Genomic DNA, 17,388 nt, shown 5'->3' with positions numbered 1-17,388 from the left:
CTTTTTTTCTCTGACATTTTTTGCATTGGCATGGCCACGAAAAATGCCGGGGCAGGTTTTTATTGCCCCTAATACCCCATTAACCTTTCTCCTTAATTGGGGATAACCCTTTGTGTTAGTTTTTCAAGGGCAGGAGTATCTTCATCTAAGGGACGAGATGAAGCTTACTCCTGTTTTTTTTATGGCAGTTGTGGAAAACTTTACCAGTAGGTACCCCACGCCCTCCATCTTTTTTGGCTAATTTAGTGTTCTTAATATTGAAGCGAAAGATTAGAGAGAACTATGCCAGATTACTGCCACCTTCATTGCCATACGCAATACTCATTATTGGACGGAGCTGCTGAGATCAGCACCATGATGGACAAGGCTGCGGCCGATGGCCAGAAAGGTGTTGCTCTTACGGATCATGGCAATATGTTTGGCGCCTTTAAGTTTGTTGCAGAAGCAGAAAAACGCAAGCTTAAGCCTATTATTGGTTGCGAGTTTTACATGGTGGAAGACCGGCACGTCAAAGCGTTCTCTCGTGCCAAAGGTGAGAAAGACAAGCGGTATCACCAGCTCATGCTTGCTAAAAATGCGCAGGGCTACGAAAACCTGAGTAAGCTTTGTTCGTTGGGTTTTATAGAAGGGCTTTACAGTAAATTCCCCCGGATTGATAAAGAATTGGTGGAGAAATACCACGAAGGCTTGGTGGTTACCTCTTGTTGTATTGGTGCTGTTATTCCGCAGCTTATTCTACAGGGGAAAGATGAAGAAGCCGAAAAAGAGCTGAAGTGGTGGTTGAACATCTTTGGCGAAGATTACTATATCGAGCTTCAGCGGCATCGTGGGTTGGAAAATATTGATATTGGCAAAGACCGTAATGGTAACCCTATTTTTACGGGGATGAGTCAAGAGGATGTGAACCAGAAACTCTTGGTACTGGCCAAAAAGCACAACGTCAAGGTTATCTGTACCAACGATTCTCATTATGTCGAAGAGGAAGACTGGGAGCCGCACGATATTTTGCTTTGTATCAATACGAATAGTTTACTGGAAGATAATAAGCGCTTTAAGTTTTCCAGCTCAGATTTCTACTTCAAGACGCAACAGCAGATGAGCAAGCTGTTTAGCGATCAGGAAGCAGCGGTAGCTAATACCATGGAAATCTACGATAAGATTGAAAAGCTGACGCTGGCACGAGATATCCTACTGCCTAACTTTCCAATGCCCAAGGGTTTTAATACCCAGGATGAATACCTTAGGCATCTTACCTATGAAGGAGCTAAGCGCCGTTACGGTACCATTACACCAGCTATCAAAGAACGCCTTGATTTTGAATTGAAGGTAATTGAAAAGTCAGGCTATCCTGGTTACTTCCTTATTGTTCAAGACTTTACCACTACCGCTCGTGAAATGAGTGTAAGCGTAGGGCCTGGTCGTGGTTCGGCAGCGGGTTCAGCTGTTGCTTACTGTGTAGGGATTACCAATGTCGACCCCATCAAGTATGACTTACTTTTTGAGAGATTCCTGAATCCTGAGCGGGTGAGCATGCCCGATATTGATATTGACTTTGATGATGAAGGTCGCCAACGAGTGATTGACTATGTGATCGATAAATATGGCCAAAGCCAGGTTGCACAGATCGTGACTTATGGTACTATGGCTGCAAAATCAAGCTTACGAGATGTAGGCCGAGTGATGGATGTACCGCTTTCAGAGGTGGATCGGGTAGCGAAAACATTTCCTGCTCACCTCAAAGCCAGCCTTGCCAATGTACTCGCCCAAGGAGATATTGACCCTAAGCTCAAAGGGTCTTTGAATAGCGAGGAACGAGAAAAAGCTTACCAGTTTCGCCAGTTGGCAGAAAACGACGACAAAATTGGTCGTATGATCCAGACGGCTAAAAAGCTGGAAGGATCGGTGAGAAATACAGGTATTCATGCCTGTGGGGTCGTAATCACGCCAGATGATATTACCAAGTACGTACCGGTAACTGCAGATAAGGAAACGGGCATGCTCATTTCCCAGTTCGATAACAGTGTAGCAGAAGATGCGGGGCTTTTGAAGATGGACTTTTTGGGTTTGAAAACCCTTACCATCATCAAGAATGCCGTAAAAATGGTGGAAGAGAACCATAATGTAAAGCTGGATATGGACCTTATTCCGCTGGATGATGAGAAAACCTACGAACTCTTCCAGCGTGGAGAAACGGTGGGCATCTTCCAGTATGAGAGTGCAGGGATGCAGAAATACATGAAGGAGCTGGTTCCTTCCTCTTTTGAGGATCTCATTGCCATGAACGCTTTGTATCGTCCTGGTCCATTGGAATATATTCCCAATTTTATTGCACGTAAGCACGGGCGTGAGCCGGTTACTTATGATTTGCCGGCAATGGAGGAATACCTGGAAGAGACCTACGGAATCAATGTTTACCAGGAGCAGATTATGTTGCTTTCGCAAAAATTGGCAGGCTTCACCAAGGGAGAGGCTGATATGTTGCGGAAAGCAATGGGTAAGAAAAAGAAGGCGCTGCTGGATCAGATGCTCCCAAAATTTGTAGCAGGCGGTGAAGAACGTGGCCATCCTAAAGATAAACTAGAGAAGGTTTGGAAAGATTGGGAGGCGTTCGCGTCTTACGCTTTCAATAAATCGCACTCTACTTGTTATGCCTTTGTAGCGTTCCAGACAGCCTACCTCAAAGCTCATTATGCCGCAGAGTTTATGGCGGCGGTGCTGACGACCAACAAGAGTGATATCTCTAAAGTCACCTTCTTTTTACAGGAATGTAAGCGGATGGGATTAGATGTATTGGGGCCTGATATCAACGAGTCGGTATCTGATTTCTCGGTAAACGTCAAAGGGCAGGTGCGTTTTGGGATGTCTGCCTTGAAAGGAGTAGGGGAGGGGCCAGTGACGTCGATTCTGGATGAACGAGATGAAAATGGACGTTACGTCAGTGTTTTTGATCTGCTCACAAGACTCGATCAAGGAGCAATCAATAAGCGAGTATTAGAGAGTCTTTCTTTGGGGGGAGCATTCGATTGTTTTGATGAGATTCACCGTGCGCAATACTTTGCGCCTTCTGATAAGTACGATACCTATATTGAACACTTGGTGAAATACGGTAATGCTTACTTGAAAAATAAAATTAGCGCTGCTACTTCCTTGTTTGGTGCTATGCAAGATGAAGTAATGGTGCAGGAGCCCGCCCCTCCTGAATGCCGAGAGTGGAGCCTGATTGAGAAGCTGGACAGAGAAAAGGAAGTTACCGGTATTTTTATCTCCGGCCACCCGCTGGATGATTACCGCATGGAAGTTGCCAATTTTGTGACTTGTTCGCTTAATCAAGTAGACAGTAACAAACAACGCTCACAGCTACAGCTGGCAGGATCAGTAACAGGAGCGCGACACATGATTTCCAAGAACGGGAACGGTTGGGGTATTTTCACCGTTTCTGATTTCGACGGCGAGCTTGAATTCCGCCTTTTTGGCGAGGATTACCAGAAATTTAAGCATTTGCTGGAGCCTGGAATAGCGATTTTTATTACTGCTGGTTTTCAACGAGGATGGCGGGATGACGGCCTGGAGTTGAAAATTAAAGACGTTTCTTTACTCGAAAGTGTAGGTGATACGCTTACCAAAGGAATACGACTGACCTTACCGCTAGATAGGCTTACCAGTGAAATAGTGGAAGGCCTTGATCAATTGTGCCAAAAACACGAAGGACAGCATCAGTTGCGTATGGTGCTACTAGATCGACAGAATAGAGTGAAGCTGCCTTTGGCAGCGAAAACACGCAAAGTAAAGGCGGATAATGATTTTGTTACCGCTTTGACTAAGCTTGGCGTGGACTATAAGATTGAGCGTTAAGGGAGTTCGCAAAAAATAATCTACACATCTTCCTACAAATTTTACTTGCGTAGCCCGCTATGCTGCGAAAAATCCGATTTGTCTAAAGAAAAATTCGCTACGTCTTTTGCGTAGATTATTTATTTCCTCCATCCCTAAGCGGAACTTTGGGTTCTTTATTTTGATGCGTTTGCCTCGTTAGAACAAGCTCATGTTTGGGTTGTTAATAATTCCTACTATCTTTACAATACTAAGTGAGTCTAACCCAGACCAATATCCCAGCTATTAAGGAAACTACGACCCTAACTTAAACTGTGTAATACCTTAATAATTCCAAAAACATGTTCTTCCATACATCATCGTGGGGAAGAAAGCTACAAGTAGGTGTGTTACTGATGATATTTGCCTTGAGTGGGCAAAGTCAATCGCTGGAAAGTGTAGCTTTTTCTCTTACTCTACCTGACGGACAGACGGCTGGTATTCAGCAAAGATCCTCTATTACTAATCTGGTTCAACAGCCTGAAGGGCTCTACGTCTTAACGGAAAGCGACGGCTGCTATCTATTGTCTAGTCAATCTGGTCAACAGCATAAGTTATTAGCACAACCGACCGACCGGCGCGAAAAATTCAACCGCCTCATTAAGAAAAATAAGGAAGTTCACCTCTTGGTGAATTACCAGTCTTTACGGCCTTTGGTGGAGAAAGAGAAAGAACCACTGGCATTTACCAGTTCGTTTTTTGCTAAAACTGTTCACCCAACCTCCATCCATTATGCTGATGACGGCCGGATAGTGGTGGGTAGTCTGGAAGATGGCTTGTTTTTGTTTGAGCCTGATGAATACGGCGGATATTCTAATGTGCCGGAGCGTTTTTCTACTGCCGGGCAGCAGTTGCCCTCTAATATTGTACACACCATTTACGAAGATCAGCGCGGGGTAATTTGGATAGGAACAGACCGTGGGCTAGCTACGCTCACCAATGATACCATCTATAATTTAGGAATGGCTCCTCCTGTGAAACAAAACTGGTGGCAGCGTTTTTGGGGAGTGGAAGGACCACCACCGCTATACAATGGCCCGGTGAAAGCTATCGCAGAATGGGGAGACAGTATTGTTTTTGCAGGTGATGAAGCGCTTTATCGTATACCTACTCGCCCGGATTCCTTGTCATTGGTCTATGAATACGACCTGAGTGAACGCCTTCCGGAACCACTGACCAATATTCAGCAGCTGATGGTAGATTTTAACGGTGACTTATGGGTTGCTGCGAATCAACTTTTACGGTTCAATATCACGCGTAATGAACTAAGGATTTTTGGTAGAGAAACTGGTATCCGTGGGCAAGGTATTTCGACCCTCTTAGAAGATGTAGAATTGGGAGAAATCTGGATTGGCACCCAACGTGGCGGCCTCTATCGAATGAGCAATGACCCTTATTCCAGGATTGGGCATTGATAATGTGAGGCACCTTTATCTGTTCCTTAAAGGTAAGGCTACAAGGCAATCCTCACCGTGTTAGGTACTTCAAAGACTTCTGCTAGTGGTTGTTTTTCATTCCCCAGGATATTGATTGACAACTTCGACGACATACGTAAGGTCTTGCTCTGTAAACCGCTGGTGGATGGGCAGTAGGAAATGATGCTCAAGTAAGTCCTTGCTACTTTGGTACTGGCTTGATTGGTGTTCCTTGATAAACCACCACCGATCGGTGAAAGCTTGTCCGCGAATGCCGTGAGCTTGTAAGTAAGTGGAGAAATGCTGGGGATCATCTACCCAGAGCGGGAACCCAATAGGAGGATGGAGCAGGTTGCTGTCCTTGGCAAGAAAGCGGATTTTTCCTTGTGTTAAATGCTCGTAGTAGTAGGCTGCTTGCGCCATTCTTTCTTCAATAACTTTGTTGTGTGGCGTGTGCCTGATCAGCCATTTTCCTGTTTTGCTTAGTGCTTTTGGGGTATTCGTTCCGGCGAGCAGATGCCGATAAGCTCGTGCGTAGGCGCCACCACTTAGCCGTTGCCACCATTGCTTGCCGGGAAGGTTTAATTGTTGAGCAGAACTCCCAGCCAGGTAGAGGAGTTGCCAAAAAAGAAAAGCATAATGTTGGTGGTTGACCTTTAAGGGGGGCGTTATCGTAGATGGCCCGATGAGCCAGGCACCATCTGTTGTTCCAATCATTTTTGTAGGCGAAAACAAGGCCCAGTGAGGAGTAGTGGGCGGCTCCCACTGGGGATGCGGGTAGCTATGAGCCCAGTCTTCGAGTAAGCGACTTCCTGGTGGGAGTAAGCTTTGCATTCTTTTAGCGTCTCTTTCCTGGCCAAAGAAGTGAATGAGTACGACGAGGTCAAAATGTTGGTCATTTAACCGTTGGGTGATCTCCTCCCATTTGGGGTTGGCATTGTGGTCGAGGTTGTAGTAGTGAATCTCCCATTGTGCTAAAGAAAACGGAAGTTGTACGCCCTCGGGAACCCATGCGGGGAGGAGTACTTTCCCTTGAGCAAGGTCCGTCGATTTGAGGTGTTGAGCGAGGGCGAAGAGGGCCTCTCTGCCGCTGCGGAAATCACTGCGCCCGAGCGTTGGTAAACCATCCGGCCAGCTTGCTGGCCAGCGGAAGGAAAAGCTACGAGACGGTGAGTAATGATGCAACATAAGGCGAAGATAGCAAGCGTTAAACAAAGGGAAACTTCCTATGAGGAATAAAAAACCCCCGACCCTGTGCTGGGTCGGGGGAAAACGGAATAATGAATATCACAAAAATATCCTGCTGTAAAACGCATGCTCTTCGGGTGACACGCTGATAAAACCATCAATGGGGACTAAGCAGCCTTCTTCCCTGGTTTCTGATCCAGCATGATAAAGTCATTGATGACGATATCAATTGACAAGCGATCGATGCCATCCTTATCGGTGTAGCGGTCGTACTTGATCTTGCCTTGTACGGCGAGCTTACTTCCTTTCTTGGCGTATTGTACCAGGGTGTCGGCTTTTCTGCCAAAAGCTACGCAGCGGTGCCATTGAGTGACGGTGATTTTCTCTCCATCCTTGTTGTTGTAGCTTTCGTTGGTGGCGAGGCTAAAACTGGTAACGGATTTTTGCTTGGAGCCTTTCTTTACGGGATCCTTGCCTAAGTTGCCAATGAGGGTTACGGAATTTTGTACTTGATTCATAATAAAAAAGGTTGGACCGGGTGGTTGGTATTTGTTTTAGCAGAGAGCGTGGTGTAGCCTTATTGATGGTGTTGCCACCAATTGTTATTGCTACGCCAACAGCGCGCTAATGCCCGGAATGTTAAAAGAAAAATTAAGTCTATTTAAAGCATGCCGATCTTAAAGTGGTTTGAGCCTAGCCCAAACTACTTAGTTGTCGGGATAAATGCTAATGGCTATTACTGCATGAGGCGAAATTCATTGACCACGATTTCTGTTTGGGTTTTCTTCAACTCGCCTTCCCCTATCGTCTGGTGTTGTATTTTTCCCTGTACGACTACAGAGGAGCCTTTCTTTAAAAACACCTGCATCATTTCGGCAATCTTACCCCAGCCGATGAGCTGGTGCCAGGTGGTTTCAATACGCTTGCCGCCTTCCTTGTCACGGAAGATTTCTTTAGTAGCAATACTGACCCGAGCGAGGGAGTTGCCATTATTAAGAGCGCGGTATTCGACATCGCGGCCAAGGTTGCCGATGAGTTGTACGTGGTTACTGATAGAGTTCATAATCGCTGATTTTAGTTGTTGTACGATGATTGAGCGCAGTATTAATATCAGGCCTGATGTGCAATACGTGCTGGTTGTAAAAGTATTGGTTGAGCGCTTTCAACCGGTAACACTGCAAAGATGGGGGAGTGGGAAAGTATTACTCGTATAATAAACGTATACTGTCGTTTGTATCCGTTTATAAACGTTTGTAAACGGATATTATTGAATTAATAGATTGATTTTTAGTGTTTTATGTGTTTTAAGGTGACGCGATTTTTTTTGATTATTTTTAGGTTTGGTTTTGCGTTAAGAGGGAGTTCCATGCAATAAATTAATACTAAAAGGGATAGTGGAAATTAATTTTGGTTGACATTATATGTCTTAACAGTGCGTAATCATGCTAAATGCTAAAGACTAAGAGAAAAGTATGGTTTACACAATATCAACAATGTCCTACATTATTACACTTGCTAAAGCAAAATTTATCAAATATCTTATCCCTAAACACTTATACTAAAAATGCAAATATGATTAATAGGGTTATTAAAAGATATATTAAGACTGTAGTTTGCTTAATACTTTTGTGTCCTGCTAGCATGGAAGCAGAAATTGTTATAAGTATTAATTTTCATAAAGATACTTTTGAACGTATTGAGCCTATCGAGTATACTATTTCTATTAATAATCTTTCAAAAGATACTCTTAAAATACAGACGAATAGATATATCGGCTTTAGATCAACTCTAGAAGTAAAAGCTGATTCTAGTGAAAATTGGACTCCTCTTTGGAGTTCTAATATTAGATTGACTGAGTATTGTACTCTAAGTTATTATGATCTTAGTCCTTGTATCGCTAGAAAACCATCTAACACCTATTTGGCTATTTATCCTGGAGAGAGAAAACAATTTATTGGTTCATATTATCCTGTTTTTAAGGACAATGATCAAAACATATTTGAATTATCAAAGAGGTATGAAGTTAGAGTTAAAATTCCTTTAATGGAGCCATTATTAATGGAAATTACAAGAAGCATAAGTGACTTTATATCCATCAAGCCATCGAGTCAAGAGGATGAATTAATATTATCACTACTAGAGGAAGAAGGGATGTCGACTTTTGATATAATAGCACCATGGAGTGACTGTGGAATAGATATTATTAAGTTCGAAAAATTGAAAAATATTGGCTTAAAATATCCGACAAGTATACTTGGAAGAATAATTATTTTGCAAAAAATAGAACGAGAATATAATTTAAAAAATATTGATTTCATCTCTGACACTGATGAAGAAATACAGAGACTTAATGATCAATTACAATTGCTAAAAACTGCTCTTATTGACGGAGTTTATGATAGAGCAGTTTTAGAACAAATGATACATAATAATCTTGAAAGGGGGATGTTTGTATATGACTCTATCGTATATACTGAGATTGATGAACTTTTTGAGTTAATAAAAGAAAAAAATAAATAATGCATGGAACTTTGCCTACCCGACAATCCTCCTAACGTCGGTCTGCGGGTAGGCTAGGAGTTGTAGCCAATTAAAAAATAAGATTGATGAAAAACCTAGAGAAGTTATTGCTAATTACATGTTTAGTATTCAGTGTAGTATTCGTATGTTTTGGACAATCTGAATACATATTAGAGTGGAGTGCGAATGAAAATTCTCAAATAGGTCAATGGACACAAGATTGCCCTAATCTATATCTAAAAGAATGTCAAAAAGTTCGGCTAGATGCTGAGAGTAATGTAATTGTAGCTGGAACATCAAATGAGAATGGAAATTATGATTTTTTGATCGCAAAGTACTCTAACGAAGGAATTGTGTTTTGGAAAAACCTATATGGAGCCTCAACTGAAAGTACAGAGTATTTGACTGGAGTACATGTTTTTGAGAATGGGAATATACTGGTAAGTGGTTTTAGTATACTTAATGATAATGAGGCTAGAAGTTTAGTAATAATGCTTAGTGCAGAAGGTGATGTTTTATGGGAACAATTCCTTTTAGAGGATTATGTCTGGAGTTTTCCTCAAGGGATATCTGTTAATGATGATAGTGATATATACCTGACTGGATATATAAACCAGACCTTTAGTTCAAGGCAGTTATACACTGTGAAAATGGATAGTTTTGGAAATATTCTGTGGGAGGAAATATATTCAGAAGATGAGACAGGGAGGTATGAAGGACTAGAAATAAGAGTAGTAGACAATGTAGTTTCTGTAATTGGGTACTTTTTTAGATCATTTCCACAGATTAGAAACGTAGTAACTCTTAATTATTCAGAAGATGGTGAACTACTGTCATCAAATGAAACTCCATTTGAAGGGAATTTATCTTCAGCTTACATTGACGAAAACGGTAGTTCTTACATTGGTTTGTTCGGTGACTTTGAAATAATAAAGTATAATCAGAGTGGAATCGAAGAGTGGTCATTTGAAGTTCCAACAAACTTACCGAATAATGTCACAGCGGATGAAGTCACGGATATTATATCTGATGGTGATGGTAATGTCTATATAACTGGAAGACATTACGGGGAAAACTATGGAGATACGTTAAACTACACTAATGGTGATCTACAAGTTTGTAAAATTTCACCAAGCGGTGATTTGATCTATGGATATAGATATGAAAACCTTGGGACTCATGCTTTCGATGGCGGAAACAAATTATTTTTAAGTGAAAACCACTTAGTCATTGGTGGTATGAGTCAAGGAGTTAGTGTTGGAACAGATTATGATTACGTTTCTATTGTTCTTGATGAAAATGGAAATGCGATTGACACAATTAGATTTCATCAGGAAGGAGACGAGGTTGTAAAGTCGGTTATTATGGACGATGAAAAAAATGTGTATTTGACAGGAGTAGGAAACGGAAGCACTTTAACTCAGAAGTATCGTTTTGGAAAAATAGTTAGTACTGATGAGAATTTTGGGGCGGAGAGTGAAGTTGTTTTATATCCTAATCCATTTGAAAGTATTTTGGTAGTAGAGGGAGACGTATTCAATTCTTGTGAATTGGTCTTGTCAAATTTTAGTGGGGAAGTCGTTCATAAGGCAATCATTGATGATTTATCAAATGCTAGATTAGATCTAAGTTGGTTATCTTCTGGGGTCTACTTTGTGCAATTGATAGATGGGGATAAAAACACAATTAATAGGAAAGTCATAAAATTATAAGAGACTGGCTACAACTTTGCTACTGCGACAAGCCTCCTGCGTCGGTCTGCGCCCTAGCCCGAGTTGTGGAAAATTAAATAAAAAAATGCTCTCGATATGAGAAAAATGACTTTGTTGTTAATGGTTTGTCTATTTGGCAATGCTCTGAATTGCCAAGACATTAAAGCTCTTTATGAAAATGAAGAATATCAATCAGTAATTAAATCTGATCTCACACTTGATAAGCTCTCAGATGAAGAATGTTATATGGTTGGTTATTCATTTTATAGATTAGAAGATGATGCCTCTGCAGTAAAATGGTATGACCATGCAATTGATAAAGGATTAGATGATGATAATATTTATTTTTATAAAGGTTTGTCCTTGAGATTTGCTGGAAATATGGATTCAGCACTAGAAAATTTTTATCGAGCTGTTTCCAGAAAACCAGATAGTCAAAGGAATTTACTGGAATTAGGAAATACATATTTTTATCTGGAGGACTTTGAACAAGCATTAAAATATTTAAGTGAGTCAAGAGCCCTTCCATATGAGTTGGGTATGCCATATTATCAAGTACCATATGTATTTCACTATAATCAAGACTTTGAAAAAGCATTACAAGAATACTATATAAGTGCTGAATTGATTGATAAATCTGATCCAGTTTACTTAGAAATTCTAAAAGAAATTGGTGTTCTAGAATATACAGTCACAGAGAATAATCAAGCTGCGATTAATGCCTATAATGAACTTTTAAGATTAAGTCCTCAATCGTATGAAATTTATTCTAAGTTGATAAAGTGCTTCAATAGAATGAATGATACAGAAACTGCTGATAGCTTATTTAATGCTTATAAAACTATGTTTGATGCTGGAATACTTCCGGAAGAACTGATGTCTGAAACAACAATCGCAATTGATGAATTTGATTGGAATAATAGAATGGTGATTTCTTTCAAGTCATTAGTTGAGCCCAAGGAGACACTAGATGAATATTACTCAGCGTATCTGCTAGATGAAAAAGGAGAAAGTATTGAAGTGAAATTTATGACTGAGAAGACGCTTGATTTAGAGCCTGAAATAAATCGACAATTAATGTGCTCAAGAGATAAAGATGGATCACACAATACCTATCCATACGGATGGGATTCATTAGATATAAAATATGGTGAGTTTAAGGATTTAGTCCTGAAAATCCTAAATGAAGAGATAGTAGCGGGAGCCTCTTCAAGATTCAAGAAAGAATAAATAAAATGATACTTCCCACAACTTTGCCTACCTGTCGGTAGTGTTGCATAAACTGCTCCAGTTATTTGTCATATCATTATTTTCAGTGACCATTTTTGCAACGGCCTCTGATTTGGAGGTGTTTGATATGGCGGGGCGTAAATTTTCCAGCTTTGCCAATTGTAACGGAGGGCGCAAATTTATAGATACAGTCCATTGGCCTACAGGAGTTTATCTTGTTTTTTCATTGCTGATGGTAATTGGTATAGTCGAAAAGTTATAATAGGGGTAAACAATAAAAATTATGAATTATAAATTAATACCAATTTTCCTTGCTGCTATCTTTTTTCCCTTCCAGGGAACTACACAAACGGTTGGTACACTTCAAAATGATGAATCTAGTCTTCAGGGCTATACCTTTTTCTCGCCTTTTTCAGGTACCAAAGCATGGCTGGTAGATAACTGTGGGCAGCTCATCAATTCATGGGACCGAGGAACACGCCCCGGGCTTGCTGCCTATTTTCTTGAAGATGGATTGATGTTGAGAACTTATAAAGCAGATTTGGAAGGGCCATTTACATCAGCCAGCAATGCCGGAGGTATCGAACTGGTGGATTGGGACAACAATACCGTCTGGCATTATGAATGGAATACCCCCACAGCGCTTTCTCATCATGATGCTGTTATTATGCCGAATGGGAATATACTACTGTTAACCTGGGAATTAGTTTATACCGATGAATTGATCGAATTGGGCCGCGACCCTAACGAAATCGCTATTGAAGGTTACATGTGGTCGGAGAAAATTGTAGAAATCGAACCAGTCGGATCTAATGATATGAATGTCATTTGGCAATGGGAAATTAAAGACCATTACGTCCAGGATTTTGATGCTTCAAAACAAAATTATGGTGCGATAGCTGACCACCCGGAATTATTCAACATCAATCTGCCTGACCTGAATAGCAGCAATTCTAACGCAACTCGCGATTGGAATCATTTCAATTCGATCGATTATAATGAAAGCCTGGATCAGATTCTGATCTCGGTACGAAATTCAGATGAAATATGGATCATCGATCACTCAACCACTACTGTCGAAGCAGCTTCTCATGAGGGTGGCTTATATGGGCGTGGTGGAGATATTCTGTACCGTTGGGGTAACGCTTCAGCCTATGAACGTGGAGAGGTGAATGAGCAAAAACTATTTGGTCAACATGGCGCGCATTGGATTAGGGATGATTTGACTGACGCTGGAAAAATAATGCTTTTCAATAATGGGAACGGCCGGCCAGGAACGGATTATTCTACCACAGAAATCCTGATTCCTCCACAGGATGCTAATGGCGGGTATATTATCTCAGACCCCAATCCTTTCGGACCGGAAGAGCCAGAATGGATTTATGGAGATCAGGTTGGGGAAGATTTTTACTCCGCCTATATGTCTAACGCTCAACGCCTCGTTAATGGAAACACTTTAATCAATGCCGGTTCACCAGGAAGAATTTTTGAGATTGATCCTGATCGAAATACTGTTTGGCAATATGAGGTTCCACTCTTCGGTGATTCTCCAGCGACTCAGGGAGGCAACGTTAATAACAATGCTAATTTTAGAGCTTATAAATATCCGTCTGATTATCTTGGATTTGAAGGTGTTGATTTAACCCCAGGTGCAACCATTGAAAATGGTGAAAATCCTATTGGTTGCGAGATTTTCGTAGATGTAGAAGAATTAGCGCAAAATGAGCTCTCCATAGATGTTCAGTATTTCCCTGGAGAGAACAGTTTAAAGATCTTAAACCCTCAAAATGAAAAAGCAGATTTATTTTTATTTGGTGTTAATGGCCGATTCTATCAAAAAGAAAAAATCAATACGCTAGAGCAAACTTTTCAGCTTCCCCATAATTTGAAAGGGATTTATTTCCTACAGATTCTTACAGCAAAAGGCGGAGGTTTTGGTAGAAAATTGGTATTGTTCGGAGGGTAATAAAATCAGGAGACGTACTGTATTCTACCAATATCCGGCCTGGTTGTCCTTTTTGGTGAACGCTGAATACAACTGCTTTTGAAGCATTAGCTCCGGGACGAAAAAGAGCATACTTTATCTATTTTTCTGCGCAATACTAACGCAAAAATGAACACAAAAAGAAATACCAAACTAGTTGTAGAAACCATCGTGGTTTTTATCGGACTGTGTTTTTGGGCAACGTATATTCATCGGCATCCATTACAGAATGATGCGTTGACAAAAGTGTTATTTGTGTTTACGGCCCTCGTCCAAGGGTTTTGGTTTTATAGGTTCTACATCGTGGGGCATGAAGCGTCTCATAGAAAACTATTCATAGCGAGTAAGACGGCGAACGATATCGTGGGAAGTATCATTTTGTTGCCATTGATGACGCCGATCACGGTTTACAGAAAGATACATTTGTTTCATCATGGTTTCAACCGCAAAGACAATCACACTTCGGCATTAGACACCTTTACCACAAAGAATCCATCCTTTTTAAAGAAAATATATTATTACGCGTTGTGGTATATTAGTGTGTTTTTGGGCGGGTTGTTTATTCATTCGTTGGTGTCTGTTATTTTGTTTCTCTTCATTCCTCCAAGATGGGCAAGGAAAATATCACCCGCTTTTGAGGGGTGGACCTTAAAAGACCAATTCCAATCCATTTTGCTTTTTAGCTTGGGCGTTGGCTTGCATTTAGCGGTATATTTCTTCTTTGGTTGGGAGGTTTATTTATGGACGATGGGTTATCCGATGATCGCATTTGCCTGGATATTGTCGCTATTCGTCTACATTTTTCACTATGATACGACGGTGGGTGAGCAGGTAAGGTTCAATGTCAGGTCGGTGAATCGCTTGCCGTTTTTCTCCTGGGTGTTGATGAACTTTAATGAGCATGCTACCCATCATCAACATCCTAACATACCGTGGTATGAACTTCCTGAAAAGAGGACTGCTTTACCAAAAGATTTCGCCGACAAAAATCAGAATACCTGGAGCTTGTTCAGTGCTATTTTTCAACAAATAAAAGGACCGAGAATAATAGATGAATCCAAGGATTAGAAAATCAACGCTTGAAGATGCCAAACACTTTATTCGTATTAAAGAGTGTCTGCCCCTTAATACTCAAAGCGACCACACCCAACAAGGTGGATTTTTACTGGGAACAGATATAGAAACCTACAAATTCTACATAAGTCATGGCATTTGCTTCACGGCAATAGCGTCTGATGAGGTTGTCGGTTTTGGTATCATGTTGCCTAATGAGTTGGTTAAGCAAAGTGAGCTGTGGGAAAAGCGGAAAACGGTCCAATGGTCTGTGGATTTAGCTAAATTAGAGCATAGCAATATTTCGTATCTGGAGCAGATGGCTTTTTTGAGGGGGAATAGGAAGCTAACGCTGATATTATCCTACAACTTAGTTCACGCGGCCTTTGAGAACGGCGCTGACCATATATTGACGACAACGGTTAGGAAGCCTGTTGCCAATGAAGCCGCTATTCCATTGATACATGCAGTAGGCGGCAGGAGAGTAGGAAACATCGATGAAGTATATCCGCAAGTGGGGGCGATAAATTCAGACATTTACCTAATGGATAAAACGACTTTTTACGAAAGTATCAAAAGCCGAATATCGTACGATTTTTTAATCGCGAACTCGATATAAGCAAGAAAAATGATAATAGAGAATTTCAAAACATTTAATGGCCAGCACTGTGAGACAACAGCGACAGGAAGTTTGCTTTACCAGATAGGGATGGAGTTTTCAGAACCTATGCTATTTGGAATAGGGGAAGGCTTAGGATATGTATTTTGGAACATGAAAATAATGGACTTCCCGTTTATTGGGGGAAGAGTTAAAACAGATGCGTTAACAGAAAATATTTGCCGGAATCTAAATTTGACCTTAACGGTTAAAGAAACGACATCGGTAAAAAAAGCATGGAGCAATGTAAAGCAATTTATAGATGAAGGGAAAGCTGTTGGTCTAAAGCTTGATTGTTATCACTTGGATTACTTTACCAATAAGATACACTTTGCTGGTCACTATGCTAGCATGTATGGATATGACGATGAGATCGCTTACCTGAATGACACAAATCAGCAGGGAAGAGACGCTAAGACTACCTTGGAAAGCTTAGCACTGGCACGAAATGAAAGAGGGCCAATGTCATCAAGGAATCGATCCTATACGATTACAAAAAATGGGGAAACGCCAGATTTAGGAACAGTAATTAAAGCGGCAATTAAAAATAATGCCACCGAGTTTTTAAACCCTCCAATAAAGAATGTAGGCTACAAAGGGATCTATAAAACAAGTAGCGAAATTGTAAAGTGGTTCAAGACCAGTAAGGATATAAAGAAGGACTTTCAAACCTCCGCTTCTATCATGGAAAGAGGAGGTACAGGTGGCTCGTTATTCCGGAATATTTATAGAGACTTCCTTAAAGAAAGTAGCGAAATACTTCAATCTGACCAATTGCTAAAAGCGAGCGAAAAATACGCCCAAATAGCTAAGCTTTGGAAAAACGTTGCTGACCTATTCCATGAAATAGGAGAAACAGAGGACATCAGGTATGTACACCAAGCCTCTGAATTACTGATTGAATTGTCGGAAAAAGAAAAAGCAGCAATGGAGGGATTGAGAGAATCAAACAACAAAAATGAACAAGAAGGAAATCATTCTAAACGGAGAAGGTGAAAATTACAACTACTCCCAAGATCACTGTTTTATAAAGCTTTCTTCAAAGAGAACCAACGGTGAGTTGTGCTTTGTAGAAGATACTTTAAAACCTGGGTTTTATTTAGCTCGACATCATCACAGGAGTTTGACATTTATGAGTGATAGCAAGTCTCAAATATGTTCTAAGTAGAGCAAATAAACTAATCATGGGAAATATAGAAAAATTAAAAGTTAGCAGTCTCGTGTACCTCGCAGCTCTTGTTTGTACAATTGCATTGGCGAGTTGTTCTAAAAAGGTGGTTTATATGGCGCCTCCTGCCCTTTCACAGGAATACGTTTCCAGTCTTTCTAATGAAAAGCAAATGGCCTATCGGTTTGTAACCGCACCCAAAAGTGACAACCTCATTGTTCCTGTTGCGAATGATTTGTAACGACGTAATCACCCCAATTTGCAATAGATTTCAGCAAAGGAATTAGTGTTTCTCCAAGTTCAGTTAAGGAATATTCCACTTTTAGTGGCGGTTTTGAGGTGTAAACCTTCCTTTCAATAATTCCATCCTCTTCTAGTTTCTTTAACTGTAAACTCAAAGTACGTTCCGTTACGGTGGGCATTTCCTTTCTCAGTTCGTTATAGCGCAAGGTTCTATTTATTAGGTGGAACAAGATGACTGTTTTCCATTTTCCACCAATTACACTCATCGTTAAACTCGCACAACAAGGGTATTCTTTTCCATTAAACGTATGCATCTATCAATTTTTTAAAACTATCCTTTTTGACCG

At 40.7% G+C, this 17,388-nt stretch carries 14 protein-coding genes; 10 read left to right on the top strand and 4 right to left on the bottom strand.

Annotated features, from left to right (window positions below):
- Positions 1-282: 282 nt before the first annotated feature.
- Both dnaE and ACRBG0_RS04160 read left to right on the top strand, forming a co-directional pair.
- Complete coding sequence (gene dnaE / locus ACRBG0_RS04165; protein ID WP_431485651.1) at positions 283-3,852, top strand: DNA polymerase III subunit alpha; 3,570 nt, start codon at positions 283-285, stop codon at positions 3,850-3,852.
- A 320-nt stretch (positions 3,853-4,172) separates the two neighbouring features.
- The gene (locus ACRBG0_RS04160; RefSeq protein WP_431485650.1) at positions 4,173-5,285 is read left to right on the top strand and encodes a two-component regulator propeller domain-containing protein; all 1,113 of its coding nucleotides are present in this window, start codon (positions 4,173-4,175) and stop codon (positions 5,283-5,285) included.
- Positions 5,286-5,381: 96 nt separating this feature from the next.
- Here ACRBG0_RS04160 and ACRBG0_RS04155 read toward each other — a convergent pair whose 3' ends face one another.
- The 3 genes from ACRBG0_RS04155 to ACRBG0_RS04145 all read right to left on the bottom strand — a co-directional run bounded on the left by ACRBG0_RS04155 (position 5,382) and on the right by ACRBG0_RS04145 (position 7,536).
- Positions 5,382-6,473: a hypothetical protein gene (locus ACRBG0_RS04155; protein WP_431485649.1), complete on the bottom strand. Its 1,092-nt coding sequence runs from the start codon at positions 6,471-6,473 to the stop codon at positions 5,382-5,384.
- Positions 6,474-6,640: 167 nt separating this feature from the next.
- A complete protein-coding gene (locus tag ACRBG0_RS04150; RefSeq protein ID WP_431485648.1) occupies positions 6,641-6,991 on the bottom strand; it encodes a single-stranded DNA-binding protein in 351 nt (116 codons plus the stop codon).
- 218 nt (positions 6,992-7,209) lie between these two features.
- Positions 7,210-7,536: a single-stranded DNA-binding protein gene (locus tag ACRBG0_RS04145; protein ID WP_020537986.1), complete on the bottom strand. Its 327-nt coding sequence runs from the start codon at positions 7,534-7,536 to the stop codon at positions 7,210-7,212.
- A 386-nt stretch (positions 7,537-7,922) separates the two neighbouring features.
- Here ACRBG0_RS04145 and ACRBG0_RS04140 point away from each other — a divergent pair, with 386 nt between their 5' ends.
- From ACRBG0_RS04140 to ACRBG0_RS04105, 8 genes are all read left to right on the top strand, one after another.
- Entirely contained in the window at positions 7,923-8,993 is a 1,071-nt protein-coding gene (locus ACRBG0_RS04140) for a hypothetical protein (protein WP_431485647.1), read from the top strand.
- An 86-nt stretch (positions 8,994-9,079) separates the two neighbouring features.
- Positions 9,080-10,705, top strand: coding sequence for a T9SS type A sorting domain-containing protein (locus tag ACRBG0_RS04135; protein WP_431485646.1), 1,626 nt, complete (start codon positions 9,080-9,082; stop codon positions 10,703-10,705).
- Between the two features lie 96 nt (positions 10,706-10,801).
- A complete protein-coding gene (locus ACRBG0_RS04130) occupies positions 10,802-11,935 on the top strand; it encodes a tetratricopeptide repeat protein (protein WP_431485645.1) in 1,134 nt (377 codons plus the stop codon).
- A gap of 283 nt (positions 11,936-12,218) precedes the next feature.
- The gene (locus tag ACRBG0_RS04125) at positions 12,219-13,901 is read left to right on the top strand and encodes an aryl-sulfate sulfotransferase (protein WP_431485644.1); all 1,683 of its coding nucleotides are present in this window, start codon (positions 12,219-12,221) and stop codon (positions 13,899-13,901) included.
- A 147-nt stretch (positions 13,902-14,048) separates the two neighbouring features.
- Positions 14,049-14,987, top strand: coding sequence for a fatty acid desaturase family protein (locus tag ACRBG0_RS04120; RefSeq protein ID WP_431485643.1), 939 nt, complete (start codon positions 14,049-14,051; stop codon positions 14,985-14,987).
- Positions 14,971-15,591, top strand: coding sequence for a hypothetical protein (locus ACRBG0_RS04115; RefSeq protein WP_431485642.1), 621 nt, complete (start codon positions 14,971-14,973; stop codon positions 15,589-15,591). Before ACRBG0_RS04120 ends, ACRBG0_RS04115 begins: the two co-directional genes overlap by 17 nt.
- A gap of 9 nt (positions 15,592-15,600) precedes the next feature.
- A complete protein-coding gene (locus ACRBG0_RS04110) occupies positions 15,601-16,626 on the top strand; it encodes a BtrH N-terminal domain-containing protein (protein ID WP_431485641.1) in 1,026 nt (341 codons plus the stop codon).
- A 188-nt stretch (positions 16,627-16,814) separates the two neighbouring features.
- Positions 16,815-17,039: a hypothetical protein gene (locus ACRBG0_RS04105; RefSeq protein WP_431485640.1), complete on the top strand. Its 225-nt coding sequence runs from the start codon at positions 16,815-16,817 to the stop codon at positions 17,037-17,039.
- Here the strand turns inward: ACRBG0_RS04105 and ACRBG0_RS04100 are convergent.
- Positions 17,011-17,355 carry a winged helix-turn-helix transcriptional regulator gene (locus ACRBG0_RS04100; protein ID WP_431485639.1) on the bottom strand — a complete coding sequence of 115 codons (345 nt, stop codon included), beginning with the start codon at positions 17,353-17,355 and terminating at the stop codon, positions 17,011-17,013. The two genes, ACRBG0_RS04105 and ACRBG0_RS04100, sit on opposite strands and share 29 nt — an antisense overlap.
- Positions 17,356-17,388: the final 33 nt, after the last annotated feature.

The sequence above is a fragment of the Lewinella sp. genome (assembly GCF_050633125.1).
Lineage (GTDB): Bacteria > Bacteroidota > Bacteroidia > Chitinophagales > Saprospiraceae > Lewinella.
The sequence above is the reverse complement of the archived record's forward strand: the minus strand, read 5'-3'. Positions and strand labels throughout refer to the sequence as shown.

Bases quoted from the DNA above. Each gene is read 5' to 3' on its own strand.
- dnaE (WP_431485651.1), top strand. From the start codon at position 283: ATGCCAGATTACTGCCACCTTCATTGCCATACGCAATACTCATTATTG.
- ACRBG0_RS04160 (WP_431485650.1), top strand. From the start codon at position 4,173: ATGTTCTTCCATACATCATCGTGGGGAAGAAAGCTACAAGTAGGTGTG.
- ACRBG0_RS04155 (WP_431485649.1), bottom strand. From the start codon at position 6,473: ATGTTGCATCATTACTCACCGTCTCGTAGCTTTTCCTTCCGCTGGCCA.
- ACRBG0_RS04150 (WP_431485648.1), bottom strand. From the start codon at position 6,991: ATGAATCAAGTACAAAATTCCGTAACCCTCATTGGCAACTTAGGCAAG.
- ACRBG0_RS04145 (WP_020537986.1), bottom strand. From the start codon at position 7,536: ATGAACTCTATCAGTAACCACGTACAACTCATCGGCAACCTTGGCCGC.
- ACRBG0_RS04140 (WP_431485647.1), top strand. From the start codon at position 7,923: ATGCTAAAGACTAAGAGAAAAGTATGGTTTACACAATATCAACAATGT.
- ACRBG0_RS04135 (WP_431485646.1), top strand. From the start codon at position 9,080: ATGAAAAACCTAGAGAAGTTATTGCTAATTACATGTTTAGTATTCAGT.
- ACRBG0_RS04130 (WP_431485645.1), top strand. From the start codon at position 10,802: ATGAGAAAAATGACTTTGTTGTTAATGGTTTGTCTATTTGGCAATGCT.
- ACRBG0_RS04125 (WP_431485644.1), top strand. From the start codon at position 12,219: ATGAATTATAAATTAATACCAATTTTCCTTGCTGCTATCTTTTTTCCC.
- ACRBG0_RS04120 (WP_431485643.1), top strand. From the start codon at position 14,049: ATGAACACAAAAAGAAATACCAAACTAGTTGTAGAAACCATCGTGGTT.
- ACRBG0_RS04115 (WP_431485642.1), top strand. From the start codon at position 14,971: ATGAATCCAAGGATTAGAAAATCAACGCTTGAAGATGCCAAACACTTT.
- ACRBG0_RS04110 (WP_431485641.1), top strand. From the start codon at position 15,601: ATGATAATAGAGAATTTCAAAACATTTAATGGCCAGCACTGTGAGACA.
- ACRBG0_RS04105 (WP_431485640.1), top strand. From the start codon at position 16,815: ATGGGAAATATAGAAAAATTAAAAGTTAGCAGTCTCGTGTACCTCGCA.
- ACRBG0_RS04100 (WP_431485639.1), bottom strand. From the start codon at position 17,355: ATGCATACGTTTAATGGAAAAGAATACCCTTGTTGTGCGAGTTTAACG.